The organism is Nucisporomicrobium flavum (genome assembly GCF_016464385.1).
Lineage (GTDB): Bacteria > Actinomycetota > Actinomycetes > Mycobacteriales > Micromonosporaceae > Actinoplanes > Actinoplanes flavus_A.
In genome coordinates this window covers 109,924-135,545 of the sequence record NZ_JADMLH010000020.1, presented here as the reverse complement: position 1 = coordinate 135,545, position 25,622 = coordinate 109,924, and the positions used below count along the sequence as shown (strand labels likewise).

The 25,622-nt window shown below is 71.5% G+C and carries 19 protein-coding genes; 10 read left to right on the top strand and 9 right to left on the bottom strand.

Features of this window, described 5'->3' with window-relative positions; genetic code table 11:
• Window positions 1-30: 30 nt before the first annotated feature.
• From IT780_RS34440 to IT780_RS34420, 5 genes are all read right to left on the bottom strand, one after another.
• Window positions 31-1,254, bottom strand: coding sequence for a beta-ketoacyl-[acyl-carrier-protein] synthase family protein (locus IT780_RS34440; RefSeq protein ID WP_199516017.1), 1,224 nt, complete (start codon window positions 1,252-1,254; stop codon window positions 31-33).
• A gap of 17 nt (window positions 1,255-1,271) precedes the next feature.
• The gene (locus IT780_RS34435) at window positions 1,272-3,830 is read right to left on the bottom strand and encodes a class I SAM-dependent methyltransferase (RefSeq protein WP_199516016.1); all 2,559 of its coding nucleotides are present in this window, start codon (window positions 3,828-3,830) and stop codon (window positions 1,272-1,274) included.
• 30 nt (window positions 3,831-3,860) lie between these two features.
• Window positions 3,861-5,429: a DHA2 family efflux MFS transporter permease subunit gene (locus IT780_RS34430; protein WP_199516015.1), complete on the bottom strand. Its 1,569-nt coding sequence runs from the start codon at window positions 5,427-5,429 to the stop codon at window positions 3,861-3,863.
• Window positions 5,430-5,524: 95 nt separating this feature from the next.
• On the bottom strand, window positions 5,525-6,430 hold the full coding sequence (locus IT780_RS34425; protein WP_233413958.1) for a sterol desaturase family protein: 906 nt from the start codon (window positions 6,428-6,430) through the stop codon (window positions 5,525-5,527).
• A 4-nt stretch (window positions 6,431-6,434) separates the two neighbouring features.
• Window positions 6,435-7,097 carry a lysophospholipid acyltransferase family protein gene (locus IT780_RS34420; protein ID WP_307831523.1) on the bottom strand — a complete coding sequence of 221 codons (663 nt, stop codon included), beginning with the start codon at window positions 7,095-7,097 and terminating at the stop codon, window positions 6,435-6,437.
• 442 nt (window positions 7,098-7,539) lie between these two features.
• Here IT780_RS34420 and IT780_RS34415 point away from each other — a divergent pair, with 442 nt between their 5' ends.
• The 6 genes from IT780_RS34415 to IT780_RS34390 all read left to right on the top strand — a co-directional run bounded on the left by IT780_RS34415 (window position 7,540) and on the right by IT780_RS34390 (window position 15,645).
• On the top strand, window positions 7,540-9,057 hold the full coding sequence (locus IT780_RS34415; RefSeq protein WP_372443868.1) for an isocitrate lyase/phosphoenolpyruvate mutase family protein: 1,518 nt from the start codon (window positions 7,540-7,542) through the stop codon (window positions 9,055-9,057).
• On the top strand, window positions 9,058-11,346 hold the full coding sequence (gene aepY / locus IT780_RS43315; protein ID WP_199516012.1) for a phosphonopyruvate decarboxylase: 2,289 nt from the start codon (window positions 9,058-9,060) through the stop codon (window positions 11,344-11,346).
• A 4-nt stretch (window positions 11,347-11,350) separates the two neighbouring features.
• Window positions 11,351-13,612, top strand: coding sequence for an FAD/NAD(P)-binding protein (locus IT780_RS34405; protein WP_199516011.1), 2,262 nt, complete (start codon window positions 11,351-11,353; stop codon window positions 13,610-13,612).
• The gene (locus IT780_RS34400; protein ID WP_199516010.1) at window positions 13,609-14,133 is read left to right on the top strand and encodes a hypothetical protein; all 525 of its coding nucleotides are present in this window, start codon (window positions 13,609-13,611) and stop codon (window positions 14,131-14,133) included. The genes IT780_RS34405 and IT780_RS34400 overlap by 4 nt, the downstream gene beginning before the upstream one ends.
• On the top strand, window positions 14,130-14,867 hold the full coding sequence (locus IT780_RS34395; protein ID WP_199516009.1) for an SDR family oxidoreductase: 738 nt from the start codon (window positions 14,130-14,132) through the stop codon (window positions 14,865-14,867). The genes IT780_RS34400 and IT780_RS34395 overlap by 4 nt, the downstream gene beginning before the upstream one ends.
• A 94-nt stretch (window positions 14,868-14,961) precedes the next feature.
• Window positions 14,962-15,645 (top strand): lysophospholipid acyltransferase family protein, encoded by a 684-nt coding sequence (locus IT780_RS34390; protein ID WP_372443867.1) that lies wholly within the window; start codon window positions 14,962-14,964, stop codon window positions 15,643-15,645.
• A 52-nt stretch (window positions 15,646-15,697) separates the two neighbouring features.
• Here IT780_RS34390 and IT780_RS34385 read toward each other — a convergent pair whose 3' ends face one another.
• The 4 genes from IT780_RS34385 to IT780_RS34370 form a co-directional block, all read right to left on the bottom strand.
• Window positions 15,698-16,471, bottom strand: a complete 774-nt coding sequence (locus IT780_RS34385) for an AfsR/SARP family transcriptional regulator (protein WP_199516008.1) — start codon at window positions 16,469-16,471, stop codon at window positions 15,698-15,700.
• Window positions 16,472-16,862: 391 nt separating this feature from the next.
• Window positions 16,863-18,086 carry a cytochrome P450 gene (locus IT780_RS34380; RefSeq protein ID WP_199516007.1) on the bottom strand — a complete coding sequence of 408 codons (1,224 nt, stop codon included), beginning with the start codon at window positions 18,084-18,086 and terminating at the stop codon, window positions 16,863-16,865.
• A 31-nt stretch (window positions 18,087-18,117) separates the two neighbouring features.
• Entirely contained in the window at window positions 18,118-19,344 is a 1,227-nt protein-coding gene (locus IT780_RS34375; RefSeq protein ID WP_199516006.1) for a flavin-containing monooxygenase, read from the bottom strand.
• Entirely contained in the window at window positions 19,341-20,591 is a 1,251-nt protein-coding gene (locus IT780_RS34370) for an acyltransferase family protein (protein WP_199516005.1), read from the bottom strand. Before IT780_RS34370 ends, IT780_RS34375 begins: the two co-directional genes overlap by 4 nt.
• 280 nt (window positions 20,592-20,871) lie before the next feature.
• On the opposite strand from IT780_RS34370, the gene IT780_RS34365 reads away from it, so the two are divergent.
• From IT780_RS34365 to IT780_RS34350, 4 genes are all read left to right on the top strand, one after another.
• Window positions 20,872-22,539: a GspE/PulE family protein gene (locus IT780_RS34365; protein ID WP_199516004.1), complete on the top strand. Its 1,668-nt coding sequence runs from the start codon at window positions 20,872-20,874 to the stop codon at window positions 22,537-22,539.
• A gap of 96 nt (window positions 22,540-22,635) precedes the next feature.
• Window positions 22,636-23,766, top strand: a complete 1,131-nt coding sequence (locus IT780_RS34360; RefSeq protein WP_233413957.1) for a type IV pilus twitching motility protein PilT — start codon at window positions 22,636-22,638, stop codon at window positions 23,764-23,766.
• A gap of 1 nt (window position 23,767) precedes the next feature.
• On the top strand, window positions 23,768-25,000 hold the full coding sequence (locus IT780_RS34355) for a type II secretion system F family protein (protein WP_199516003.1): 1,233 nt from the start codon (window positions 23,768-23,770) through the stop codon (window positions 24,998-25,000).
• A 103-nt stretch (window positions 25,001-25,103) separates the two neighbouring features.
• A complete protein-coding gene (locus tag IT780_RS34350; RefSeq protein ID WP_199516002.1) occupies window positions 25,104-25,571 on the top strand; it encodes a type II secretion system protein in 468 nt (155 codons plus the stop codon).
• The last annotated feature ends 51 nt before the right edge of the window (window positions 25,572-25,622 follow it).

The following is a 25,622-nucleotide window of genomic DNA, read 5'->3' as shown; positions in this document are numbered from 1 at the left end:
GACCGACCTGAGCTGCAAAAACCTGCTATTTCAGCGGGCAAAAATGAGCGCCACATTGTGGCCGCCGAATCCAAAAGAATTGTTCAGAGCGACCGGCACCTCACCATGACGCGGTTTATCGGCGGCGACATCGAATTCGTCGATGCCGTCGGGTTCATCGATATTGATCGTTGGCGGGACGACCCCGTGGTGCACCGCCAGAACGGTGGCGATCGACTCCAGCGCGCCGGCCGCGCCGAGCAGGTGACCGGTCATCGACTTGGTGGCGGTCAGCACCGCGCCCGTACCCAGCGCCGCCCGCAGCGCCTTCAGCTCGGCGAGGTCCCCCACCGGGGTGCTGGTGGCGTGCGCGTTGACGTGGGCGATGTCCGCGCCGGTCACGTCCGCGGCCCGCAATGCCGCCGCGACGGCCCTGCGGGCGCCCGCTCCCTCGGGATGCGGCTGCACCATGTCGTAGCCGTCCGACGAGATGCCGCTGCCGGCCAGGCGGGCGTACACCCGTGCGCCCCGCGCGGCGGCGTGCTCGGCGCGCTCCAGCACCAGCGAGGCGGCCCCCTCGCCGATGACGAAACCGTCGCGCTGCCGGTCCCAGGGGCGCGAGGCCCGCTGCGGCTCGTCGTTGCGCACCGACATCGCCCGCATGGCCGCGAAGGCCGCGATCGGCAGCGGCGCGATCGCCGCCTCCACCCCGCCGGTCACCACGACGTCGGCCCGGCCGCACCGGATCAGGTCCCCGCCCAGCGCCACGGCCTCCGCCCCGGTCGCGCAGGCGCTGGCCATAGAGTGCACCCCCGCCAGCGCCCCGAGCGCCACGCCGACCTGGGCGGCGGGCCCGTTCGGCATGATCATGGGCGGGGTGTGCGGGCTGACCCGGCGCGCGCCCGCCGTCTCCAGCACGTCGTCCTGGTCGAGCAGCGTCTGCACCCCGCCGATGCCGCTGCCGAAGCTCACCGCGAGCCGCTCGGGGTCCGGCCCGCCGCCGGCCAGGCCCGCGTCGGCCCAGGCCTCGCCGGCCGCGATCAGGGCCAGCGCCTCGGAACGGTCGAGGCGGCGCAGCCGTACGCGGTCCAGCACCATCGCCGGATCCACGGCGGCCTGCGCGGCGATGCGTACCGGCAACTGCTGTGCCCACTGCTGCTCGAGAGGGCGTACGCCGGACCGCCCCTCCAGCATCGCCGCCCACGTGGACGCCACGTCGCCGCCGAGCGGAGTGGTCGCGCCCAGCCCCGTGATCACCACGTCCCCGAGTCCCATACCGGCGCTCCTTCGCATCAACGGGCGTACGAGCCGAAGGTCCAGCGGATGCTCAGACCCGACGCCGTCCCGCCCGGCCCGCCGCGCAGCCGCGGAAGCACCCGGGCGACCAGCGCCTCGATGAGGTCCGCCCGCAGCCGCGGATCGGCGATCTCCGGCAGGTATTCGCCCGCGTTGGACGGCACGAGCAGCGTCGCGAGGATCTCGTCCGGCTGGATCTCGTGGTTGGCCACCTCGACGCTGCCGGTGAAATGCCGTCCGAAGGCCGCGGCCAGCTCGGTCGCCGTGTGCGGCCGGGACAGGATCCGGCGCCGCGCGCGTTCGTCCGACTGGGCCGTGCGGACGGCACGGACGTTCCCGATCGCCCGGCGTAGCTCGGCGGGGAACGAGTCGTCCAGCGGCGCGTGCAGCAGGCATTCGCGGACCGCTCGGTTCACGTCGTGGAACAGGTGCGCCGACGGGCCGGACGGACCGGTGTCGGGAGAGGTCCAGAGCAACTGCCCCTGCCGCCGCAGGATCGTCGCGAGCCCCGCCACCACCCCGTCGAGCGCCCGGGCCGGAATGAGATGGAAGACCATGCTCGCCAGCACGAGGTCCACATCGTCCGGTGCGAAGACGTCGGTGAGCGGCCGGAAGGACCCGTCGGGCCCGCGCAGATCGTGGAACCGGACGAGCTCGTGACCGGTGAGGAGCTGCCGGCCCTGCGCGAACCAGTCGCCCGGCAGGTCGGCCAGGTGCAGCTCCAGGTTGACGCCGGCATCCTCCAGCCGGTCGTGGAAACCCCGTTCCCGCAGCGCCTTCAGCAGCTCGATGACGCTCAGCGCCGTACCGGAGCCGTAGTCCAGCACCCGGATCGTCTCGCCCGGGCGCAGCACGGCCAGCCGGTTCTCCAGAGCCCGTACGGCCCGGCCGACGAGCCACCCGGTCGGGCGGGCGCACCAGGGCCGCGGCCGGCGGATGTCCCCGTTCTCGTACACCAGCTCGTGCAGGGCCCAGCCGTCCGCCGAGACGGGCTCCGGCTCCGCGACGCCCTCGGCCGTCCGGGTCTCCACGGGCACGAGGCGGTTGAGGCTGACCGCGACGAAGGGCTGCCGCGTCGGGTAGCACCGCCCCTCGGAGAGGATCGGCTCCAGGCCGGCCTCGCGGCAGGCGGCCATCCAGTCGGCGTGGTCGATCGGATACTGGTGCGAGAGCCCGTGGTACGCCTCGAACGCCACCGCGTGCATGTCACCGAGGTGCCGCTGGGAGATGTGCGGGGCGACGCTGTGCGCCTCCAGCACGAGCAGGCCGTGCCGGCGCACGTACGGCGCCCAGCGGCGCAAATGCGCCACGAGGTCCTCGCGCACCGCGGCCTCCGCGAGCGCGCGGCCGTCCGGGTCGAGATGAGCGGCGGTCTCCGCCGAGGTGGCCTCGGGCGGGCGACGGTCACCCAGGTACGGCCGGTCGTGGTCGATGAACGACCGGATGTGCAGCCCCTCCCGCATGTCGATGCCGTGCCGGCCGAGCTCCCGAGCGATGCCGGCCGGCGCACCGATGTCGCCGGGCAGCAGCACCGCCGGCACGCCGTGCTCGGTCAGCAGCCGGTCCGCCTCGTCCAGAGCCGCCTGGTTGGGGTCGATGCCGACCATCGTGAGCGGGTGCTCGGCGAGGAACGCCCCGCGCAGCGTCCGGTCGCGTACGGCCTCGTACAGCTCCACCAGCCACCGCCCGTTCCCGCAGCCGGTGTCCGCGATGAACCGGGGCTGCGCGGCGAGATCCGGCCGGTTGAACAGGTCGAGGACGACGGCGAGCGTGTCCCGGAAGTACCGGCCGTGGGCGGCGCCGCTGGCGTTGACGTTGAGGGCCCGGTTGACGTGCCACTCCGCGCCGCCGTCCGGGCGTACGACGGTCGCACCCCGGATCAGGTCCGCCAGGCGCGCGAACATCGGCAGGTACGAAGCGCTCATACCGAAGGAGGCCGCGTACCGGCCGGCCTCCGGTCCGGACCAGCCGGTCAGTTCCAGCAGCTCGGCGGCACCGTCGGGCAGCGCCACGGCGGCGTCGCTCAGCAGAAGGGGCATGACCAGCGCTCCGTCGAGGTGCCCCCGCACCACCTCGTCCGGACCGTCCGCCTGCCCGTCGACGTCCCACCGGGCGCGTGCCCGGTCCAGCAACCCGGCGAACGCCTTCCGCGCCGGCTCCGGCCACTCCCGCGACCACGTGTCCCGGTCCGTACCGCCGAACATCGTGAGGAAGCGCCCGATCGCCTGGTAATCGCGGTGGTGGGCCGCGACGGCCCGGCCCTCGGCGGTCCACCGCAGGACCGTGCCGGCGGGCGAGGCACCCGGGCCGTGCGCGGTCCATCCCTGCGCGGCGAGGGTCCGCAGCACGACCCGCAGCGAGCCGAAGCCGGCGGCGGGCAGACCCGGGAGGAGCTCGTCGACCGACTGCTCCCGCCGCAGGGACGGCCCGACCACGCCGAGCTCGTCCAGGGCCTGAAGGATGCAGGAGAGGACGAGCCCGTCCTGCGCGAGGAACGCCGCCCGGCGGAGCCGGGCCCGGTCCGGCGCCGCGGGCTCCGCGGCGGTCCGGGTCACGGATGTCTGCATAACCGTCCTAACCGAGAGCTACGAGGAATCCTGGGAAGGTGCCAGCCGGCCGAAGAGGGCGACCACGGCCCCGGCGAAGGCCAGGGCGGCGGTCACGGCCAGCGCGGTGTCCATGCCGTTGACGAACGTGGTGTCGGCGATCGACGCGGCGGTCGCGGCCGGTACGCCGGTGACGACCGGCGACTCACCGACCGACACGTGCTGCACCGCCGCCGCCGGGTCGGCGACGACCGCGCCGGCCGCGCTCAGCCGCTCCGGCAGCAGCGCCCCGACCCGGGCCGCCACCACCGCGCCGAGCACCGCCGTGCCGAGGCTGCCGCCGATCTGCATCGCGGTCTGCTGCAGGCCGCCCGCCACCCCGGCCGCGCTGCGCGGCGCGCCGCTGAGGATGAGCCGGGTCGCGCCGATGACGACCGGGCTGAAGCCCATTCCCATCAGCACGAACCAGCCGGTCAGGGCGTCGATGTGGGCGTCCGGGCCGAGCCGGAGCAGGCCGATGAGCGCGACGCCGGTCAGCAGCAGGCCGACAGCGACGGGGATGCGCGGGCCGGTCCGGGACATGACCGCCCCGGCGACCGGCCCGCCCACGACCATGACGAGGGTCAGCCAGAGGACCTGGATCCCGCACTCGGCGGGCGTGAGGCCCAGCACGTTCTGGAGGTAGAAGGTGAGCAGGAACGGAACTCCGAACAGGACGAACGAGATGAGCGTCATCACCGTGACGCCGACCGTGACCGGTACGGAGCGGAACAGCGACAGCGGCAGCAGCGGGTCGGCGGCCCGGCCCTCCCACCAGACGAACGTCGCGCCCAGGAGCACCGAGGTGATGAGCGCCCCGAGCACCCCGCCGTCGCCGAAACCCCGCTCCGGCGCCTTGGTGACCGCCCACAGCAGCAGGGCGAGCGTCGACGCGAGCAACACCAGGCCCGGTACGTCGAACCGGGTGCCGGTCCGGGCCACCGTCCCGCCGCGCAGCACGACGGCCGCGAGGACCAGCGTGACGATGCCGATGGGCAGGTTGAGGTAGAACGCCGCCTGCCAGTTGAGGTGCTCGACCACCAGGCCGCCGAGGATCGGACCGGCCGCGGTGGAGCCGCCCAGCACGGCGCTGCGGATGGCGATCGGCATCATGAGCCGGTCGGGCGGGAACACGAGCCGCAGCAACGCCAGCGTCGCCGGCTGCATGAGGGCGCCGAAGACACCCTGCAGCACACGGAGCGCGATGACCCACACGATCGTGCTGGAGAGCCCGATCAGCACCGACGTGGCCGTGAAGCCGACGACTCCGATCAGGAAGACCCGGCGGTGGCCGAAGCGGTCACCGAGCTTCCCCGCGCCGACGAGCAGCACCGCGACGGCCAGCAGGTAGCCGGTCGTGACCCACTGCACCTGCGTGAACGACGCGGACAGCTCCTGCTGGATGACCGGCTGCGCGACGGTGACCACCATGCTGTCCAGGGCCACCATCATGGCGCCGCTGGAGACCACGACGAGCGTGAGCCACGGGTGACCGCGGAGGCGGGAGAGCCGTCCGGCCCCGGCGGTGCCGGTGTCCGTGAGCTGCCCGCCGGCCGATCTCGTGTCCATGTCGGTCCCCTAGCTCCGGCGCGCGGCCGGTGTCGACGGCCGCCTCGTGCCGGCCGGATGCGTCATCTCGGCCAGCACGATATGACCCGGTGTCGTCAGCTCGCGACAACCGGTGCGGGCGTCGGCACGGAGCCCTCGGCGGGGGCACCGTCGAGATCGGTGGGCTGCCATCCGGGCGGGCCGAAGATGTAGCCGAGGCGGTGCCGGAAGGTGCGGGCACGCCGGACGTCGCGGATCATCGCGGCGAACTCGTGCACCTGGATCCGCCAGATGCTGTGGGTGTTGATCTGGGTGGTCAGCCCGTACGTGGGGCGGCGGATCTCGGGCTGGAACGTGCCGAACATCCGGTCCCAGATGATCATCGTGCTGGCGTAGTTCTTGTCCAGGTACTCCGGGTCGCTGCCGTGATGCACGCGGTGGTGCGACGGCGTGACGAAGAAGTACTCGATCGGCCGGGGCAGCTTGTCGATCTTCTCCGTGTGCACGAAGAGGCCGTACAGCAGGTGCAGCGAGTGCATCGTGAACACCATCCACGGCGGCACGCCGAGCAGCGGGAGCGGCAGCCAGATGATCTTCTCGAACCACTGTGCCCACTTGCGCCGCAGCGCCACGGAGATGTTCAGGTACTCGCTGGAGTGGTGCACCTGGTGGCCGGCCCACATGAGCCGTACGCGGTGCGCCATGCGGTGGTACCAGTACAGGAGGATGTCGACCGCGAAGAAGAGGAACACCCACGTGTACCAGGCGCCCGGATCGAGGTGCCACGGCGCGACGTAGACGTACGCCACCGCGTAGAGCGCCAGGGCCGCCGTACGCATCAGGGTCGACACGACGAGGGCGCCGATCCCGGTGAGCACGTTGGCCCGCAGGTCGCGCCGGTCGTAGCCCTTGGTGTCGTCGTCGAAGTAGGTGGCGATCATCTCGACGACGATGAGCAGCGCGATCGCCGGCAGCGCATAGACCGCCGGATCGTGCAGACGGTCCAGTACCTGGTCCATCATGGGGTCAACCTCCGATTCTCGTTGCCGGTTCCGCGGGCGCCGACTTGTCCTTGTTGCCGTACCGGTCGACGTACTCGAGGCCGGAGAGGCGCTGGATCTCGCGCATGATCTGGTCGGTCACGGTCCGGCGCAGCCGCGGATCGGTCTCCGGACCGGTGAACGTCATCGGCTCGCCGAAACGCATGGCGAACCGGGCGACCCGCGGCACCGTGGTGCCCAGCGGCTGCACCCGGTCGGTGCCGGTCAGCCCGCAGGGGATCACCGGCGCGCCGGTCGCGAGCGCCAGGAAGCCGACGCCCGTCCTGCCTTTGTGGACCCGGCCGTCCGGCGAGCGCGTCCCCTCCGGGTGGATGCCGAACACCCGGCCCTCGGCGAGCACCTCACGGGCCACGTCGAGCGCCGCGGTGGCGCGGTGCGCACCGTCCCGGTCGACCGGGACGATCTCGATCGCCCGGAAGAACGCCGCCCCGAGCCGGCCCCGCAGGCCGGTGCCGGTCAGCCGCTCGGCCTTGCCGATGAAGACCACCGGGCGGCGGGTGGCCAGCGAGATGAACACGTGGTCGGAGAAGGAGAGGTGATTGGCCGCGATGATGCACGGTCCGGTGGCGGGAATGTGGTGCGCCCCGGACACCTGAGGGCGGTAGACGATCTTTACCAACGTCGACACGGTAAACCGCGCCCATCGTCTCAACATGATGAAAACCTCCGCATCCGGCCTGACCGAATGGATTGGCGAAATGCGTCGCGAAAGAATTTGCGTACGGCCGGCGGCGCGTTTGGCTGGTCGATGCTAACAGCGCTTATGAGCAAAGCTCTGAATGCCCACTAAATCGCGGCTTAACGACGGCGTTCACCGTGGTGACACCGCCGCTAAAGTTGCCCGTAACCTCTGGCGGGACCGCGAATTCCCCGCCTATCTTCATTGTTCGAATCGGTTCGCCGCGTGCGAACTTCTCGGCGTGCCGACGGGGGTGGGCCGGGCTTGATCTTCCATGCCGGGTCTCGGAGGAATCATTTTGACGCACACCAGCGAGCACGCCGTCACATCTATCGGGCGGGCGGTACCGCGCGGTCGCGCCCGGCTCCGTGAGGCATTCGACAACCCCGGCGTGATCCGTATCGCCGGGGCCCACAATCCGCTGGGGGCCCGGCTCGCCGAGCGCGCCGGCTTCGACGGCGTCTGGTCCAGCGGGCTGGAGATCTCCGCGTCGCACGGGCTGCCGGACGCCGACATCCTGACGATGAGCGAGCTCCTCGCGACCGCCCGGTCGATGGCGATGGCCGTCGATCTGCCGGTCGTCGCCGACTGCGACGCCGGGTACGGCAACGCCAGCAACGTGATGCACATGATCCGCCAGTACGAGGCGGCCGGCATCGCGGCGGTGTCCATCGAGGACAAGCCGTTCCCCAAGCTCAACAGCTTCGTACCGGGGCGTCAGGAGCTCGTGCCGACCGACGAGTTCGCCGGCAAGATCGCTGCCGCCAAGGCCGCCCAGCGCGACCCGGACCTCATCGTCATCGCGCGCATCGAGGCCCTCATCGCCGGCTGGGGCATGGCCGAGGCGCTGCGCCGCGGTGAGGCGTACGCCGAGGCGGGCGCGGACGCCGTCCTCATCCACGCCAAGGGCGACAGCCCCGAGCCGATCCTGACGTTCCTGGAACGCTGGCGGCTGCCGGTACCGGTCGTCGTCGTACCCACGACCTATCACACGATCAGCGCCGACGAGCTGTACCGGGCCGGCGCGAAGATGGTCATCTACGCCAACCAGGGGCTGCGGGCCAGCATCACCGCGATCAGCGACACCTTCGCGGCCATCCTGCGCGACGGGCGTACGACCGGCATCGAGACCCGCATCGCGCCGCTGTCCACGGTGTTCGACCTGCAGGGCCTCGCCCGCTTCCAGCAGGAGGAGAGCCGGTTCCTGCACCGGACGGGCCAGCAGGCGCGCGCCCTCGTGCTGCCCGGGGACACCGGCTCGGAGCTGGCCGACCCGGGGACCACGACGGTGGCCGGCGCCACGGTGCTCGAGCGACAGGCGGGCACGCTGCGGCGCGCCGGCGTCCAGGACATCAGCGCCTGCACCGACGCCGCGACCGCGACCGCCGCCGGGGTCACCGTACGGCCGGCCGGCGCCGCCGAGATGCTCGCCGCCATGGAGGAGCAGTTCCACGGGCGCACGATCGTGCTCGCCTCGCACGTGCTGTTCGATCCCGCGCCGCTGCGTCAGCTGCTGGCCGACACCCCGGACATCGCCGTGCTCGCCGACATCGGTCAGCCCGCCTCCGGTACGGCCCCGTCGATCACGCTGGACGCGCCGCCGGTCATCGGCCGCCGGCTCTCCGGTGACCGGCTGCCCCGGGTCGTCGCCATGGGCGCGGGCGCTTCCGGCGCCGAGTTCGCCGGCGCCGCCGTCCTGTCGCCGAAGGGCTTCGCGGCCCTGCGGGACGCGGCCGCGGCCCGACGCGCCGACGGCCGGCCCGACGCGGGGCTGGCGGACCTGCTCGGCGACCTGGTGGCCTCGGACTGGCCGGTGCACGCGGTGCTGGTCACCGCGGGCTGGGCCGAGCTGATCTCGGCCGACGACGCCGACCGGATCGGCGAGCACCTGACCCGCGAGGAGGCCTGAGTGGCCGCCGCGACCGGCCTCGGCGCCGAGGTGATCGTCGACCGGCTGCTGGAGGCGGGTTTCGGCCCGTTCACCGGCGTGCCCTGCTCGTTCCTCGGGCCCGTGATCAGCCACCTCCAGGCCGAGCATCCCGGCCAGTACCTGGTCAGCGGCAACGAGGGTGAGGCGGTGGCGCTGGCCGCCGGGGCGCGGCTGGCCGGGCGGTGGCCGGTGGTGATCCTGCAGAACTCCGGGCTCGGCAACGCGGTCAACCCGCTCACGTCGCTCTGCCACACCCTGCAGGTGCCGGTGCTCCTGCTGGTCACGTGGCGGGGCGAGCCGGGCCGGCCGGACGAGCCGCAGCACGAGCTGATGGGCCGGATCACCCCGGCGATGCTCACCGCTATGGACGTCCGGCACGAGCTGTTGCGCCCCGACGCCGGGTGGTTCGAGCGTACGGTCGGCGAGGCGCGCCGCCACATGGAGGAGACCGGCCGGCCCTTCGCGCTCGTGGTGCCCAAGGGCGCGGTGGCGCCGGGCCGCAGCGTCACCTCGCCGCCCGTCGCGGGTGCCAAGCTGCGCCGCGCCGAGGCCATCCGTCACGTCGTGCAGTCCCTGGACGACGACGCCCTGATCGTGGCGACCACCGGCAAGACGGCCCGCGAGCTGGAACGCGACCTGGACCGGCCGGAGAACCTCTACGTCGTGGGCTCGATGGGCTGCGCGTCGAGCGTCGCGCTCGGCATCGCCCTGCACGCCCCCGAGCGTCAGGTGGTCGTGCTCGACGGGGACGGGGCCGCGCTCATGCGGCTGGAGGCGCTCGCCGGCATCGGCGGCCACTCGCCGGAGAACCTCCTGCACATCGTGCTGGACAACGAGGCGTACGAGTCCACCGGCGGCCAGCCGACGATGTCCCCGGTGATCGACCTGCCCGGGGTGGCGCGGGCATGCGGCTACCGGGGAACCGCCGTGGCCGCCGACGAGCCCGCGATCCGCCGGACCGTGTGCCGGGCGCTGCGCGAGGGCGGGCCGCAGCTGGTCCGCGTACCCGTCATCCCCGGGTCGGATCCTGGGCTCGGCCGCCCGGCGCTGGCGCCGCCCGCGTCGGCCGCCCGGTTCAGCGCCGCCGTCGCCCGGCCTACCGAACGGGTTGCGTCGGCCGGGCGGACCGGAACGGACCCGATGGACGCCGCTCCCCCGGTCCGGCGCCGGCAGGTGCTGATGAACCCGGGTCCGGTGAACGCCGACGAGCGGGTCCGCGCCGCGCTGGCCGGCCCCGACGTCTGCCACCGCGAGGTCGAGTTCACCGACCTGCTGCTGCGCGTACGCGACAAGGTCACCCGGATCTGCGGCGGCGGCGACGACCACGCCTCGGTGGTCCTGACCGGCTCCGGCACGGCCGCGGTGGAGGCGATCATCAGCTCGGTCGTCCCGCGCGACGGCGGCGTGCTGGCCGTCGACAACGGCCACTACGGCCGGCGGATGTACGACATCGCGGTGGCGCACGGCCTGACCACCCAGCACCTCGACGTCGGCTGGGGGGAACGGATCCACCAGGCGGACATCGGGCGGGCCCTCGCGGCGGACGAGCGGCTCACCCACGTGCTCGTCGTCCACCACGAGACGAGTACGGGCATGCGCAACGACGTGGCCGCCGTGGCCGCCGAGGCACACCGGTACGGCCGCGAGGTCATCGTGGACGCGGTCAGCAGCGTCGGCGCGGAGTACCTCGACATGCGCGCGACGGGCATCGACTGGCTCGCCGGCTCGGCCAACAAGTGCCTCGAGGGGATGCCCGGCCTGGGGTTCGTCTGCGGGCGCCGCAGCGGTTTCGCCACCCTCGACGCCCTGCCGCGCCGGACCTTCTCGCTGGATCTGCACCGGCACTACCTGGCACAGGAGATCGCCGGCGCGCCCGCGTTCACCCCGGGGGTGCCCGCCTTCTACGCCTTCGACGTCGCGCTCGACCTGGCCCTCGCCGAGGGGGTGGCGGCGCGCGGCGCCCGCTACGCCCGCCTGGCCGAGCAGCTCCGCAGCGGCCTCGAACGGCTGGGCTTCCGGCTGCTGCTCGGGCCCGAGGACCGGGCCGTCAGCCTCACCGCGGCGGCGCTTCCGCCGGGGGTCGAGTTCGCCACCGTGCACGCCGCGATGCGCGACGCGGGCTTCGTCATCTACCCGGCGCAGGAGGTTCTCGCCGGTGGGTACCTGCGACTGTCCACGATGGGCACGATGACCGCGCAGGACGTGGACGAGTTCCTCACCTGCCTGCAGGCGCTGGTCCGTACCACCCTCGCCGCGGACGCGGGGTGAACCGATGACGGTCACCACCGCGCGGCCCCGGCCACCCGGCGGCGCCGCGGGCGGCCGGGAGCCGTACCGGCTCGCGATCGTCGGCGGCGGGCCGCGGGCGACGTACGCGCTGGAGCGGCTCGCCGCCACCGTGGACCGCCTGGGCCCCGGCGAACGGCTGGAGATCCGCGTCTACGAGCGGACCGGCGAGTTCGGCGCCGGCGCGGTGCACAGTGCCCGCCAGGCCCGGACGAGCTTCCTCAACCGCACCAGCGAGCAGGTCAGCTTCGCCGCCGACGAGACGGTCCGCGGCGCCGGCCCGCTGCGCCGGCGCGACCAGCGCCCGAGCCTGTACGAGTGGTGCCGCGGCGAGTACGCCCGCACCGGCGACCCGGACTTCGACGTCTCCCCCACGGACTGGCCCAAGCGGCACGTGCACGGCGCCGCCCTCGCCGACATGTTCACCCGGTTCGTGGCGGAGCTGAACGCCCGCCCCGGCGTGGAGGTGCTGCTGGCCGGCGAGGAGGTCGTCGACATCAGGGACGACGGCACGGAGCTCCTCGTCTGCACCGGTTCCGGGGAGCCGTACCCCGCTGACCAGGTGCTGCTGGTGACGGGGCACTCGCCGCACGACCCGTTGCGCCTTCCCGAGGGGCGGCAGCGCACGGAGTTCGCGGGCCGGCACGGGACCGTCTATGTCCCGTACGCGTATCCGCTCGACGAGACCCTGTCGCCGGCGGCGGTCCCACCCGGCGCTGTGGTCGGCTGCCTCGGGATGGGCCTGACGGCGATCGATGTGATCCTGCACCTGACCGAGGGCCGCGGCGGCACGTTCGTCCCCGGCCCGGACGGTGTGCTCGTCTACCGTCCCGCCGGCCGTGAGCCCGGCGCCATCGTGGCGTGCAGCGGCGCGGGCCTGTTCACCTTCACCCGGCCGGACAACCACAAGCACGACAGCGAGCTGGAACACCGCGGCACCTTCCTGACCGAGCGGGCCGTCGACCGGCTCCGCGAGTCGTCCGGTCTCCCGTCGCCCGGCGGTCGCCGGCAGCTGGACTTCGACACCCAGGTGCTGCCGCTGATCCTGCTCGAGATGGCACACCTCTTCGCCGCGACGCTGTTCGGCGCGCGCGTGGGCCGTTACCTCGCCGCCCGGGCCCGTCCCGGCTACGAGCGGTTCCTGCGCGGCGAGCCGGGCGGCGACCTCACCCGGCCGATCGAGGATGCCGTCGACGAGATCGGCCGGATCCTGGACGAGGTTCTGTCCGGCCACGTCAGCGCCGCCGAGGCGGCCCGCCGGAACCCCGACTGGCCGGTGACCGGTGCGCTGGCCCGATGGGTAAGCGTGGTCCACGGCGAGGCCGCGGCCCGGCACCTGGCCGACGTGCTGGACGATCCGGCCGCCCTGGTCGCCGCCCGGCGCACCTGGCCGCTGCCGTCCGGCCTCGGCCCCTCCCCGCGCGGCAACCGGTTCACCTGGCCCGGAACGCTCGCGCCGATCCCCGCGGACGAGGCCACCGACCCCGGCCGGTACGCCTCCCGGGTGCTCGCTTTCATGGACCGCGACCTGGCCCGGGCCGCCCAGGGCAACCTCGACAACCCGCACAAGGCGGCCGCCGACGGGGTGTGGCGGGACCTGCGCGGGATCATCTCGTACGCGGTGGACGACGGCGGGCTCACCCCGGCCTCGCAGCGGGCCTTCCTGGGCACGTACCCGCGCCACCACAACCGGCTGGCGAACGGCGCCGCGCCGGAGGTGATGGCCCGGATCACCGCCCTGGTCCGCGCGGGCGTCGTCGACGTCGGCACCGGCCCCGGCGCGCGGGTCGAGTGCGACGAGGACGCCGGCCGCTTCCGGCTGATCGGCCCGGCCACCGGGGCCCGGCGTGCCGTGGACCTGCTCGTCGACGCCCGCATCCACACCTTCGACCCGGAGCTCGACAGCACGCCCCTCTTCCGGCGGATGGCTGCCCGAGGGCTGGTCCGGCGGTGGCGCAACGTGGGCGCCGACGGCACCTCGTACGCCCCGGGCGGGCTGGACCTGACCCGCGAGGGCCACCCGGTCCGGGCGGACGGGTGCCCGGAGCCGCGGCTGACGGTGCTGGGGCCGGCCGCGGAGGGACAGCGGTCGTTCCTGCTGTCCGCGCTGCGCCCCGGCCGCGATCACTACGTCATGCGGGACACACTCGCCTGGCTCGACCGATTCTGGGCGGCGTACCGCGAGCGGCCGACGCCGGCCGGCGCCACCCCCTCCCCGACCGAAGCGAAAGGCGGGCTCGCCCGATGACGACGGAGACGGAACTGGAGCTGGACGGCTGTCTGGTGATCTTCGAGGGGGCGCCGCGCCTCCGGTGGCGCCGGCTCGACGCCGGGCACTGGCGGATGACGGGCCTGTGGCCGGACGAGGATCAGCGCGTACGGGTGCACGGCCGGATCGACGCCGGGTTGCCGACCCTGGTGGTGCTCGGTGCCCCGGACTCCGTGCCGGTGCTCCGGGAGGAGTGCGCGGACATGCCGCCGGGACCGGATCCCGTCGACATCACCGTGCCGCTGCTGGACTGGCTGCCCGCGCCGCACCGCCGCCGCGGCCTGGACTTCCTCGCGGCGACCACCCGCGTCGCCGAGAGCCGGCCGCGGCTGCTGCTGCCGCCGCTGCTCCTGGACGACGACCCCGGCGCGCTGCGGTTCGCGCTGCGCACCACCGAAGGACCCCTGTGGCCCCGCCACCTGCGGGAAGTCGCCGCCCACGCGTTCGGCGACACGGTACGGACGGAACAGCTCGACCAGCGGATGGAGCAGATGGCATGACCGGCACCGAGGCCCTCGAGGGTCGTATCGTCGCGCTGACCGGCGCGGGGCGCGGCCTGGGGCTGCAGATCGCCCGTACGCTGCTGGAACGCGGCGCCCGGGTGGTGGCCAATCACCGCAGCCCGTCGGCCGACCTGGAGCAGCTCCGGGAGAAGTTCCCGGACCTGGTGCTCGTCCAGGGCGACATCGCCGAGGAGGAGGCCGTCATCGAGCTCGTGTCGGCGGCCCGCCGCCTGGGCCGCCTGGACGCGGTGATCCACAACGCCGGCATCGCGCGCGACCAGCTGCTCGTCCGGATGCCCGTGGAGGACTGGGACGAAGTCCATCGGGTGAATCTGCGGAGCGCGTTCCTGCTGTCGAAGCACGCCGTCAAGGCCATGCTCCGGCAGCGCTACGGCCGCATCGTCTACATCTCCTCCGGCGCCGCCATCCTGGGCAACGCGGGACAGGCGGCGTACGCGGCGAGCAAGGCCGGCCTGCACGGGCTGTCGGCGACCGTCGCGCAGGAGTACCGGTCGTACGGCATCCGTACGGTGGTGCTGGCGCCCGGCCTGCTGGACACGGGTCTCGGCGAGAAGCTGGACGAGAAGATCATCGAGGAGAAGGCCGGGCGGTCGATGCTCGGCATCGGCTCCGGTGAGCAGATCGCGGGCACGGCGGCGTTCCTGGCCTCCGCGGACGCCGACTACATCAACGCCGTGATCATCCGCGCGGACGGCGGTCTGGTCTACTGACCTGAAGCCGGGGAGGCGCATCGGGGCGCCCATTCCTTATGATGTCAGGCGGTCATGTTCGCGCGTCCGCAATGGATCGGATCGGAAAGCACCGTTGTCTCTCATCTACACGGGCCTGCGCGCCCTCGCCGTTCCGACGTTGCACGCCATGTGGAAGCTGCAGGTCAGCGGCCGGGAGAACGTTCCTGACCACGGACCGGTCATCCTGGCCTCCAACCACCTGTCGGTCGCCGACCACCTGTTCCTGCCGGTGGCCTGCCCCCGCCTGGTGTACTTCATGGCCAAGTCCGACTACTTCCAGCAGGGCGGGCTCAAGGGCCGGTTCCGCGGGGCCTTCATGCGCTCGGTGGGCCAGATCCCCATCGAGCGCAGCGGCGGCCGGGCCGCCCTGGCCGGCCTCGAGCAGGCCCGTCAGGTCATCATGAGCGGCAAGGTGTTCGGCATCTTCCCGGAGGGCACCCGGTCGCCGGACGGCCGGCTCTACCGCGGGAAGACCGGCGTGACCCGGCTGGCGCTGATGACCGGTGCGCCGGTCGTGCCGGTCGGCGTCCTGGGCACCGACAAGGCCCAGCCCATCGGCGCACCCTTCCCGCGTCCCGGCCACACCGTGACCGTGCGGATCGGCAAGCCGATCGTCTATGACGGCGCGGAGAAGGTCGGCCACAACGCCAAGCAGCTGCGGGAGATCACCGACGACATCATGAGCCGCATCCAGGAGCTGACGGGGCAGGAGACCGTCGACGTCTACGCGAGCCGCTCGGGAGATCCGGCGCAGTGACCCCGCTCGTCGGCGGTCGTCCCCACCGGGACGACCGCCGATCCGCGTCGGGTCACAGCACCAGGGCGTCCGCCTCGTCGAGCTGCGTGTCGAACTGCAGGATGCGCTGCTGCAGCCGCTGACTGCGCGCCCCGGGCTCCAGGCCGACCGCGTCGATGAGGTGTTCGCGCAGCTGGGCGTAGACGGACAGCGCCTCGGCGGTGCGTCCCGTGCGGTAGAGGCACAGCATGAGCAGCTGGTGGATGTGCTCGTGCGTCGGGTATTCCGAGGCGACGGCGAAGAGCTCCGGGACCAGGCGGGCGTGCCGGTCGAGGCGCAGCTCGAGCTCGGCCTTGCGGCCGTACACCATCAGGAACTGCTCGTCGAGCTGGCGGCCGACGGAGTTGAGCACCGGCACGTCGCGGAAGCCGGCGAGCGCCGGGCCGCGCCGCAGCGCCGTGGCCTGCTGCAGGATCTCGACGGCCTCCGGGACCCGGCCGGCCGCTTCAGCCTCGTCGGCGCGCTGCATCAGGCGGCGCAGGGTCTGGTGGTCGAGGTCGTAGACCCCGTCGTCGAGGACGTACCCGGAGGCGCGGGTGGAGATGCCCACCGGTTCGGCGCCGTGGCTCTCCAGGTGCTTGCGGACCCGCGACACGTACACGTGCAGCGCCGTCGCCGCCGTCCGTGGGCGGCACTCGGTCCAGAGCGCCGATTCGAGTTGCTGGGTCGACACGGAGGTCCCGGCGTACGCACACAGCAGCACCAGCAGGGTGCGCATCTTCGCCGGGCCGGGTGTGATCGTCCGGCCGTCCGGACCGAGGACCTCGAACGGCCCCAGCAGCCGCATGGCGATGCGTCGGGTGCTCGGAACAGCATGGAATTCCGCACGGATGTTCAACATCAAATCGCCGTCTCCCCCGATGGCCGCCGATGTGATCTAGAGATGACAATCCTAAGAGGAGTAGTCGCCTCGCGACAGTCTGGTAAAGGTCGATGTTTGCGTGCTTTCCTCCCTTGCCGTGTCCCCAGCCCGCTCCTCTGATCCAGCGCCTTGTCCCAGCTAGAACGGGATGCGCCCTGGTCGGGTCGCCGACGGGGCACCGTGACAGTGACTTGTCTCACTTGACACAACGCCTATCCGCCGATCAAGAAAACGGTCGAGATCCCAGTAGCCGAGATGGGGCGACCGCATTTCGTTGCGCATTTCCGCAATCGACGTTCGTTGACTTGTCAAGCAATTACCGCAGGCGAAGATCCACCGGCAGCTCATAGCATCCGTGCAAGTGCGTCGTCGTCCGGAAACGCACCTCGGAGCGCGGTACGGCCAGCGAGATGTCCGGGTAGCGGGTGACGATCCGCTCCAGGGCGATCTCGAGCTCGGCCTTGGCCAGCAGCGCACCGATGCAGGCGTGGATGCCGTGCCCGAAGGCGAGGCTGCGCCGCGTCCGGGGCCGGTCGGCGTCGATCTCGTCCGGCCGCGGGAACGCCTCGTCGTCCCAGTTGGCCGCCTGCACGGAGGCGATCACCCCCTCGCCGGCCCGGATCGTCACCCCGCCCAGCTCCACATCGGCCAGTGCCGCCCGGCGCGGCGAGTCGCGCACCACGGAGTGGTAGCGGAGCAGCTCCTCGACCAGCTCCGGCAGGATCGAGCGGTCCGCGCGGACCCGGGCGGCGATGTCGGGCCGCTCGATCATCGTGAGCGTGCTCAGCTCGATCATGTGCGCCGTCGTGGCGAAGCCGGCGAGCAGCAGGGAGCACGCGTACGAGACCAGCTCCACCGGATCCAGCTCGGGGTTCTCCACGATGAGCCGGCTCAGCAACCGGCTGTCGGGCTCGGCGCGCTTCACCTCGATCAGGTTCAGCATGTACTGCAGCAGCTCGAGCTTGGCCTGCTGCCGCTCCGCCGAGTCGAGGTCGTCATGGGCCAGCACCAGCCGGATCCGCCGGACGAAGTAGGCGTACTCGTCCTGCGGCACACCGAGCATCAGGCAGATGACCGAGGCGGGGATGGGCGTGGCGAAGTTGTCGACGAAGTCGAACGGCTGGGGCAGCGCCTCGATGGCGGCGCACCGCTCGTCGGTGATGCGCTCGATGTCGGGGCGCAGCTCGTTGATGCGCTTCAGCGTGAACTCACCGGCCGACATCTTCCGCATCTGGGTGTGCACCGGCGGATCGGCCTGCGTCATGTTGAGCGGCAGGTCCAGGCCGCCGGGCAGGTTCCAGCTCGGGAAGCCGGGCGACTGGGGGCTCGCGCTGAACGACGGATGCGCGATGATCTCGCGGACCAGCTCGTAGCTCGTCGCCAGCCAGGTCCACGTGCCGTCGGGCAGCCGCACCTTGGTCAGCGGGCCGGAGCTGCGCAGGTCGGCCATCGCGGGCGGCGGCGCGTACGGGCACCCGCTCGGCGCCCCGTGCGGCAGATCCACCAGCTCCTGGTGCGGCGGGTCGGTGGCGATACTCATCGGTGAACCTCGAATCCGTGTCGGTGGATGGTCACAGGTGGGCGTAGGCGCCCCGGAGGACGCGTGCGGTGATCCGCTTGCCGGAGACGACCGGGGCGACACCGGCCGTCCGGGTCACGCCACTGCGCAGGGTCCGCGCTATGGCGGCGGCCTGCACCTCCGCACACCGGACGGCCGCGTCGCCGCACCGGAACCTGTTCATGAGGAAGAGCCCGGCGCTGCCGGGAACGTCGAGCGCCACCCCTAGGCCGTCGCGCAGGCGTTCCTGCACGGGCCCGGGCAGGTGGGCGGAGTCGTCGCGGAAACCGGTCGCGGCGATGACGGCGTCGAAGCTGTCCTCGCCGTCGGCGAACAGCACGCGCTCCGGCTCGAGCGCCCGTACCGCCCCTCGCACGGTGATCCGTCCGTGGCTGAGGAAGGCGAGGAAGTGGTCGCTGAGCACGGGCGTGCTGCGGGCCAGCGGCAACGGCGGATCGGGCAGCCCGTACGCGCCGTACGGGCCGAGCACCTTGCGCACCACCGCCTCCGCGACGGCCGCGGTGACTCGCCCCGCCCCCGGCACCCGGTCGAGCCACCCGTCGGAGGACCGGTCGACCGGCCGGCCGAACAGCATCTTGGGCAGGTACCACTTCGGGGTGCGGGCGCTGACCGTCACCCGGGACGCCACGTCAGCGAGGTCGCACGCGATGTCCACGGCCGAGGCGCCGTTGCCCACCACGAGCACGGCCCGGTCCCGGAACGGCAGCGCGTTGCGGTACGACGACGAATGCGTGTACGGGTACGCCAGGTCCGCGGCCGCCGGCACCCGAGGCCAGCGCGGCTCGACATTGCGGCCGGTGGCGTCCACGACCGCGTCGAACGCGGCCGCCTCCACCGAGCCGTCCCGCTGGTCCTCCCACCGTACGAGCCACGCCCCGTCCGCCGGCCCTGACACCTCGGTGACCCGGCAGCCCCACCGCCGTTCCTGCGGCACACAGTCCTCGGCGACCCGCGACAGATACTCCGAGTAGGCGGAGTGGTGGACGAACTCCACCCACGGCTCGAGCGGGAGGTCCGTGCCGCGGAACGTGCTCTGCCGGCGGGACGTGTTCAGGAAGAGCGCGTCGTACACCCGGGAGCACGAGGACGAGCCGTTCCACAGGCCGCCGCCGGTGAGGTCCGCCGACAGCCAGGTGACGTGGGCCCCGGGCAGGGCCGTGGTGAGCTCCCGGACCGCCGCGATGCCGGAGATGCCCGAGCCGATGACGCAGACCCTCATGGGCCGGTCCTCGCCGGCACGTCGCTCTCACTGAACATCGCCGAGCCCGGCCGGTCGCGGAACAGGCGCCGGGCGACGTTGTAGGCCGGCACCTCGACGTACCGGTGCAGCGGCATCGCGAGCAGCACGATCACCCCGAAGTACGCCAGCACGAACGCGACGTTCCAGGGCAGGTGCTCCAGCGTGCGCTCGGGCACGTCGAGCGTCGAGGAGAGCCAACGCAGCAGGAACGGATAGCTCGGCAGCAGGACGAGGAGCTGGATCGCGTACAGCCCGAACGACAGGTCGCCGAGCCGGACGAAGAACCGGTGCCGCAGGAAGGAGGCGTGGTCCGCCAGGTCGGCCTGGGCCAGCGACACCAGCAGGACGGCCAGCGGCACGAGGCCGACCGCCGTACGCTGCCAGTACCCCGGCGCGTAGGTGCCGATCAGGTAGCCGGCCGCCACGAAGAGCCACGCCCAGCGCTGCCGGACGAACGGCAGGGCGCCCCGGCGCAGCAGCAGGCAGCAGATCATGCCGACGACGAACTCGAGGAACCGGTACGGCGGTGCGGCGAGGGTGAACCAGTAGACGAGGTCGCCGCCGGTGCCGCCGGACGACAGGAACGCCGAACCGGCACCGTCGGGATTCACGGTGAAATAGCGCATGACGTACCACGGCAGCGCGAATTCGAGGAATACCGCGACCACGAACATGATGCCGAGCGCACGGGTGGACAACCGCCGGAGCAGGAACAGCGACAGCGGAAACAGAACGTAGAAGAACGCCTCGGTGCTCAGCGACCACGTCACCGGGTTGACGCCGTGATAAATCTCCTGGTACGGCACCCACGACTGGAGCATGCCCAGGTGCAGAACGATGTTCGCCGTGCTGATCGGCATACCGATCAGCAGAATGGCGATGATGGCCAGCGCCGACGTCACGAAATAGATCGGATACAGCTTTCCCACGCGTTTGGCGCAGAAGTTGGCCAGGCTGGTGCCCTCGCGCGTGGTCAGCGTGAGCACGAAGCCGCTGAGGATGAAGAAGCTCGAGAGCGCCATGTTGCCGGCCATGGTGAGGAATCGCGGCCGGTCCAGCTGGACGAAGGTCAGCTTGCCGGATTCCAGCACGAACCGGAAGGTGAAGAAGTGGAAGACGTAGATCCAGGTCGACGTCAATCCGCGCAGTCCGGTCAGCGAGTCGAGCCGCGCCGACGCGGTGACCGATAACGACGGTTCGGCGACACGCAGCGCGCCGTCAGCCATACCGCACCCGCGAAGAAATCATGTTTTTCCGCTCCCCCGTTCGCTTGAGCGACACAACTATTGCCGAGGCTCAATGCGGACACAAGCTTGCGGAGAAGCCCGTTAATCTGGTCTACAGGCGCGCTTTAGCGTTCTGCAATGCTCCTCCCGCACCAACCGGACGAACGGAACGTAGGGGCGGCAACCGGGCATCGGGAACGGGCGGGGCTCCCCCTCAGCCGGCGGCGGAATTGGCCGATGGGACTGCTGTAACCCCCAAGCACCGTCTGGTGAGGATGTCATGGATCAGACCTTCCGCCCGCTGCTCGACGCCCTCAAACAGATGGGCATCGACGAGGACGTGGTGGACGCTGCCGCCGACGAGGCCCAGCGCACCGGCCGGTCGGTCCGTGCCGTCCTGATCAGCGAGCGGATCGTCACCGAGGAGCAGCTGACCGAGGCGGCCGCGTACGCCTTCGGCATGAACACCGTCGACCTGGTCGGCTACCCCCTCGACCCCACCGCGCTGCGGCGCATCCCGCTCTCGGTCGTCCTCCGCCACCGCGTCCTCGGCCTGGCGCTCTCCGACGGCGAACTGACCGTCGGCGTCACCGACCCCGGCGACGTGGTGGCCCTCGACGACGTGCGGGCCGCGACCGGCATGACCGTACGCCCGGTCGTTGTGGCCCGCAGCGAGGTCCGCCGGATCATCGAGCGGCTGCAACGCGAGGCCAGCGACCTGGGCGATCTCGCCGACACCTCGCTCGACGACCAGGCCGGCATGACCGCGCAGGTGAACAGCGCCGACGACGCGCCGATCGTGCGCTACGTCAACAACCTGATCGAGCAGGCCGTCCAGAACCGCGCCTCCGACCTGCACCTGGAGCCCACCGAGGACGAGATGCGGGTGCGCTACCGCATCGACGGCGTCCTGCACGAGCTGGACACCGTGCCCCGCGGCGTGATGTCGGCGCTGACCTCGCGCCTGAAGATCATGTCGGGCATCGACATCACCGAGAAGCGGGTGCCGCAGAACGGCCGTATCACCGTGGTGATCCGCGACCGCAAGGTCGACCTGCGCGCGGCGACGCTGCCGACGGTCTGGGGCGAGAAGATCGTCCTGCGGGTGCTCGACACCGGCGGCATCGACCTCGACATGGGCAAGCTCGGCTTCACCGAGCACAACCTCAACCGCTTCGCCGAGTCGTTCACCAAGCCGCACGGGATGGTCCTGGTCACCGGCCCGACCGGTTCCGGCAAGTCCACCACCCTGTACGCGACCCTGGGCCGGATCAGCCGGCCCGAGGTGAACGTCATCACCGTGGAGGACCCGGTCGAGTTCCGCATGCCCGGCATCAACCAGGTACAGGTCAACGCGAAGGCCGGCCTGACGTTCGCCGCGGTGCTCCCGGCGATCCTCCGCTCGGACCCCGACGTCGTGCTCATCGGTGAGATCCGGGACGGGCACACCGCCCAGATCGCCGTCGAGGCGTCGCTCACCGGCCACCTCGTGCTCTCCACGCTGCACACCAACGACGCTCCCGGCGCGGTCACCCGCCTCACCGAGATGGGGATCGAGCCGTTCCTCGTCGGCTCGTCGCTGGACTGCGTGCTCGCGCAGCGGCTCGCCCGGCGGCTGTGCGACTGGTGCAAGGAGGCGTACGTGCCGACGGACGAGGAGCTGGAGGGCGCCCGGTGGCCGATACACGACCTCAAGATCCCGGAGGCGCTGTACCGGCCGGTGGGGTGCCGCGACTGCGCCAACACCGGCTACCGCGGCCGGATCGCCCTGCACGAGGTCATGCCGATCTCGGCCGAGATCGAGTCGCTGACGATCCGCCGCGCCTCCTCCAACGAGATCCGCGAGGTCGCCCTGGAGCAGGGCATGTACGACCTGCGCTCGGACGGCCTGGCCAAGGCGGCCGGCGGGCTGACGTCGCTGACCGAGGTCTCCCGCGTCGCCATCTGAGCACCGCAGGCCTGGGGCACAGGTCCTAAAGCCGCCCGCGGCCGTGCCGAATGGTGAGGCGTCAGAGGTTCACCAGCAGATTGCCGGGTGCAGCGGATGTACACGCTCGATCACGAAGTACCGCACCAGGCGGCGCCGCCGGAGGGCCCGGTCGCGGACGACCTGGCCGTGCTCGACCAGATGCTCATCACCCTCGTCGAGGCCCGCGGTTCCGACCTGCACCTGACGGTCGGGGCGCCGCCCATGATCCGGGTCGACGGAGGCCTGCGCCCGCTGCCCGGGTACGGCAAGCTGAACTCCGCCGACACCGCGCTGCTGGCCCGGGCCGCCGTCTCCGCCACGCAGTGGGAGCAGTTCCAGCGCGTGCAGGAGATGGACTTCGCGCACAGCATCGTGGGCGTCTCCCGGTTCCGCGGGAACCTCTACATCCAGCGCAACTCGTGCGGCGCGGTCTTCCGGGCCATCCCGCACAAGATCAAACCGCTGGACGAGCTGGGAATGCCCGAGTCGGTGTCCCGCTTCGCCCACCTGCCGCGCGGCCTGGTGCTGGTCACGGGCCCGACGGGCTCCGGCAAGACCACGACGCTCGCCTCAGTGCTGGACCTGGCCAACCGCAGCCGCGCCGCGCACATCATCACGATCGAGGACCCGATCGAGTTCCTGCACCCGCACAAGCGCAGCGTGGTGAACCAGCGCGAGGTCGGCTCGGACACCGAGAACTTCGCGCAGGCGCTCAAGCACGCGCTGCGGCAGGACCCCGACATCATCCTCGTCGGCGAGCTGCGCGACCTGGAGACCACCGCGACGGCGCTGACCGCCGCGGAGACGGGCCACCTGGTGCTGGCGACCCTGCACACGCAGAGCGCCACGCAGACCATCGACCGCGTCATCGACATCTTCCCGCCGCACCAGCAGCTGCAGATCCGCGCCCAGCTCGCGGCCAGCCTGCAGGGCGTCGTCACCCAGGCGCTCGCGCCGCGTGCCGACAACAAGGGCCGGGCGGTGGTCTGCGAGATCCTCACCGCCACGCCGGCCATCCGCAGCCTCATCCGCGAGGGCAAGTCCCACCAGATCCCGTCGTTCATGCAGGCCGGCGGCAGCGAGGGGATGCTCGCCTTCGATCAGCACCTGGCCGAGCGGGTCCGCGAGGGTGTCGTGACGATCCAGTCGGCGATGGAGATCTGCCATTCCTCGGACGAACTCAAGCGCCTGATCGGACGGGTGTGACATGCCGGCCACCAAGGTCTTCCACTACAACAGCATCGACGCCACGGGCCGCAAGACGAAGGGCACGGTCGAGGCACCGAACGAGGCCGCGGCCACGCACGTGCTGCGCCAGCGCGGCGAGGTGCCGCTCGAGCTCGTCGCCGCCGGCCAGGGCCTGAACATGGACATCAAGATCCCTGGGCTGGGCAACCGCACCAAGCTCAAGGATCTGGCGGTCTTCTCCCGGCAGTTCGCCACGATGACCGCCTCGGGCATGTCGCTGCTGCGTTCGCTGGCCATCCTCGAGGAGCAGACCACCGCGCTGTCGCTCAAGAAGGCTCTCGGCGAGGTCCGTACGGACGTCTCCGGCGGCGTGTCGCTGTCCGCGGCGATGGCCAAGCACGACCGGATCTTCCCCCGGCTCATGATCGCGATGGTCCGCGCCGGCGAGGCGGGCGGCATGATCGACCGTGCGCTCGAGCAGATCGCCGACAGCATGGAGAAGGACACCGCGCTCCGCGGCAAGATCAAGGGCGCGCTGACGTACCCGGCGATCGTGCTCGGCTTCACGTTCGTGCTGATCGCGGCGGTGCTGAAGTTCATCGTCCCGATCTTCGAGAACATGTTCAAGAACCTGGGCGGCGAGCTGCCGGGCATCACCCAGTTCCTCGTCGACACCAGCCACAACATGTACTGGATCGGCCCGCTGACGCTGGCGCTGCTGATCGGCGGGACGGTGGCGTACAAGCGCCAGATGCGGGCCAGCGAATCGTTCCGGCTCGCGGTCGACAAGGTGAAGCTGGGCATGCCGGTGTTCGGGCCGCTGTTCCGCAAGCTCGCGATGAGCCGCTTCTCCCGCAACCTGGGCCTGCTGCTGAACGTCGGCGTACCCGTCATGCAGGCCCTGGCGGTCGTCGGCGAGACCACCGGCAACGAGGTCATCAACATCGCCATGCGCGACGTGCAGTCCGCCGTCCGCGACGGCCAGCCGATGTCCTCGGCCATGCGCCACCACAAGATCTTCCCCGAGATGGTCACGCAGATGATCGAAGTCGGCGAAGAAAGCGGTCAGATCAGTCAGATGCTCGACAAAGTTGCCGATTTCTACGACAGGGAAGTCGACAGCGCCGCCGAGTCCCTGACCGCCTCGATCGAACCGATCATGGTCCTCGTCATGGGTGCCGTGGTCGGTGGAATGGTGATCTGTCTGTACCTACCGATGTTCACCATCTACCAGAACATCCAGAGCAACTGACGCCCTGGAGCAAGGCGACCGGTCTCCCGGTCGACGTCGGGCGCCCGAGCCCGGACAACACCATCCCCGCCCCACCCTGACGCCACCGAAGGAGACACCCCCAATGCAGGACATCATCAGCCGGCTGCGTGCGAAGAAGAACGACGAGGGCTTCACCCTCATCGAGCTCCTCGTCGTCGTGGTCATCATCGGCGTGCTGGTCGCCATCGCCGTGCCGGTCTACCTGAACTACCGGCAGGGCGCGGCGGACAAGTCGGCCCAGTCCGACGTCCGCGGCGCCATCAGCGCCGTCGAGCAGTTCTACACCGACAACGGCAACACGTACCCGGCCGGCTTCGTCAGCAAGCAGTCGACCGACTCGCCGGTCGCCATCGGCGGCCAGCAGATCACGCTGTCCGACAAGACCGTCATGACGCTGACGTCGACGGCCGCGGCGGCCACCTACAAGATCTGCGCCTACAACACCGGCGGCACCAGCAAGAAGTACTACGTCTACGACAGCGCCGCCGGCGGCTCGGTGTCCGGCAAGGTCTACACGACCTTCTCGATGGACACCTGCACCGGTTCCTGATCACCACCACCCCGGGTGGCGCCGCGGCGGCGGCGCCACCCGCCACGTCCG

What these genes read in the sequence shown, in the direction of transcription:
- IT780_RS34440 (WP_199516017.1), bottom strand. Translation starts at nt 1,254, where the DNA reads ATGGGACTCGGGGACGTGGTGATCACGGGGCTGGGCGCGACCACTCCG.
- IT780_RS34430 (WP_199516015.1), bottom strand. Translation starts at nt 5,429, where the DNA reads ATGGACACGAGATCGGCCGGCGGGCAGCTCACGGACACCGGCACCGCC.
- IT780_RS34425 (WP_233413958.1), bottom strand. Translation starts at nt 6,430, where the DNA reads ATGATGGACCAGGTACTGGACCGTCTGCACGATCCGGCGGTCTATGCG.
- IT780_RS34405 (WP_199516011.1), top strand. Translation starts at nt 11,351, where the DNA reads ATGACGGTCACCACCGCGCGGCCCCGGCCACCCGGCGGCGCCGCGGGC.
- IT780_RS34400 (WP_199516010.1), top strand. Translation starts at nt 13,609, where the DNA reads ATGACGACGGAGACGGAACTGGAGCTGGACGGCTGTCTGGTGATCTTC.
- IT780_RS34395 (WP_199516009.1), top strand. Translation starts at nt 14,130, where the DNA reads ATGACCGGCACCGAGGCCCTCGAGGGTCGTATCGTCGCGCTGACCGGC.
- IT780_RS34385 (WP_199516008.1), bottom strand. Translation starts at nt 16,471, where the DNA reads ATGCGGCTGCTGGGGCCGTTCGAGGTCCTCGGTCCGGACGGCCGGACG.
- IT780_RS34380 (WP_199516007.1), bottom strand. Translation starts at nt 18,086, where the DNA reads ATGAGTATCGCCACCGACCCGCCGCACCAGGAGCTGGTGGATCTGCCG.
- IT780_RS34375 (WP_199516006.1), bottom strand. Translation starts at nt 19,344, where the DNA reads ATGAGGGTCTGCGTCATCGGCTCGGGCATCTCCGGCATCGCGGCGGTC.
- IT780_RS34370 (WP_199516005.1), bottom strand. Translation starts at nt 20,591, where the DNA reads ATGGCTGACGGCGCGCTGCGTGTCGCCGAACCGTCGTTATCGGTCACC.
- IT780_RS34365 (WP_199516004.1), top strand. Translation starts at nt 20,872, where the DNA reads ATGGATCAGACCTTCCGCCCGCTGCTCGACGCCCTCAAACAGATGGGC.
- IT780_RS34360 (WP_233413957.1), top strand. Translation starts at nt 22,636, where the DNA reads ATGTACACGCTCGATCACGAAGTACCGCACCAGGCGGCGCCGCCGGAG.
- IT780_RS34355 (WP_199516003.1), top strand. Translation starts at nt 23,768, where the DNA reads ATGCCGGCCACCAAGGTCTTCCACTACAACAGCATCGACGCCACGGGC.
- IT780_RS34350 (WP_199516002.1), top strand. Translation starts at nt 25,104, where the DNA reads ATGCAGGACATCATCAGCCGGCTGCGTGCGAAGAAGAACGACGAGGGC.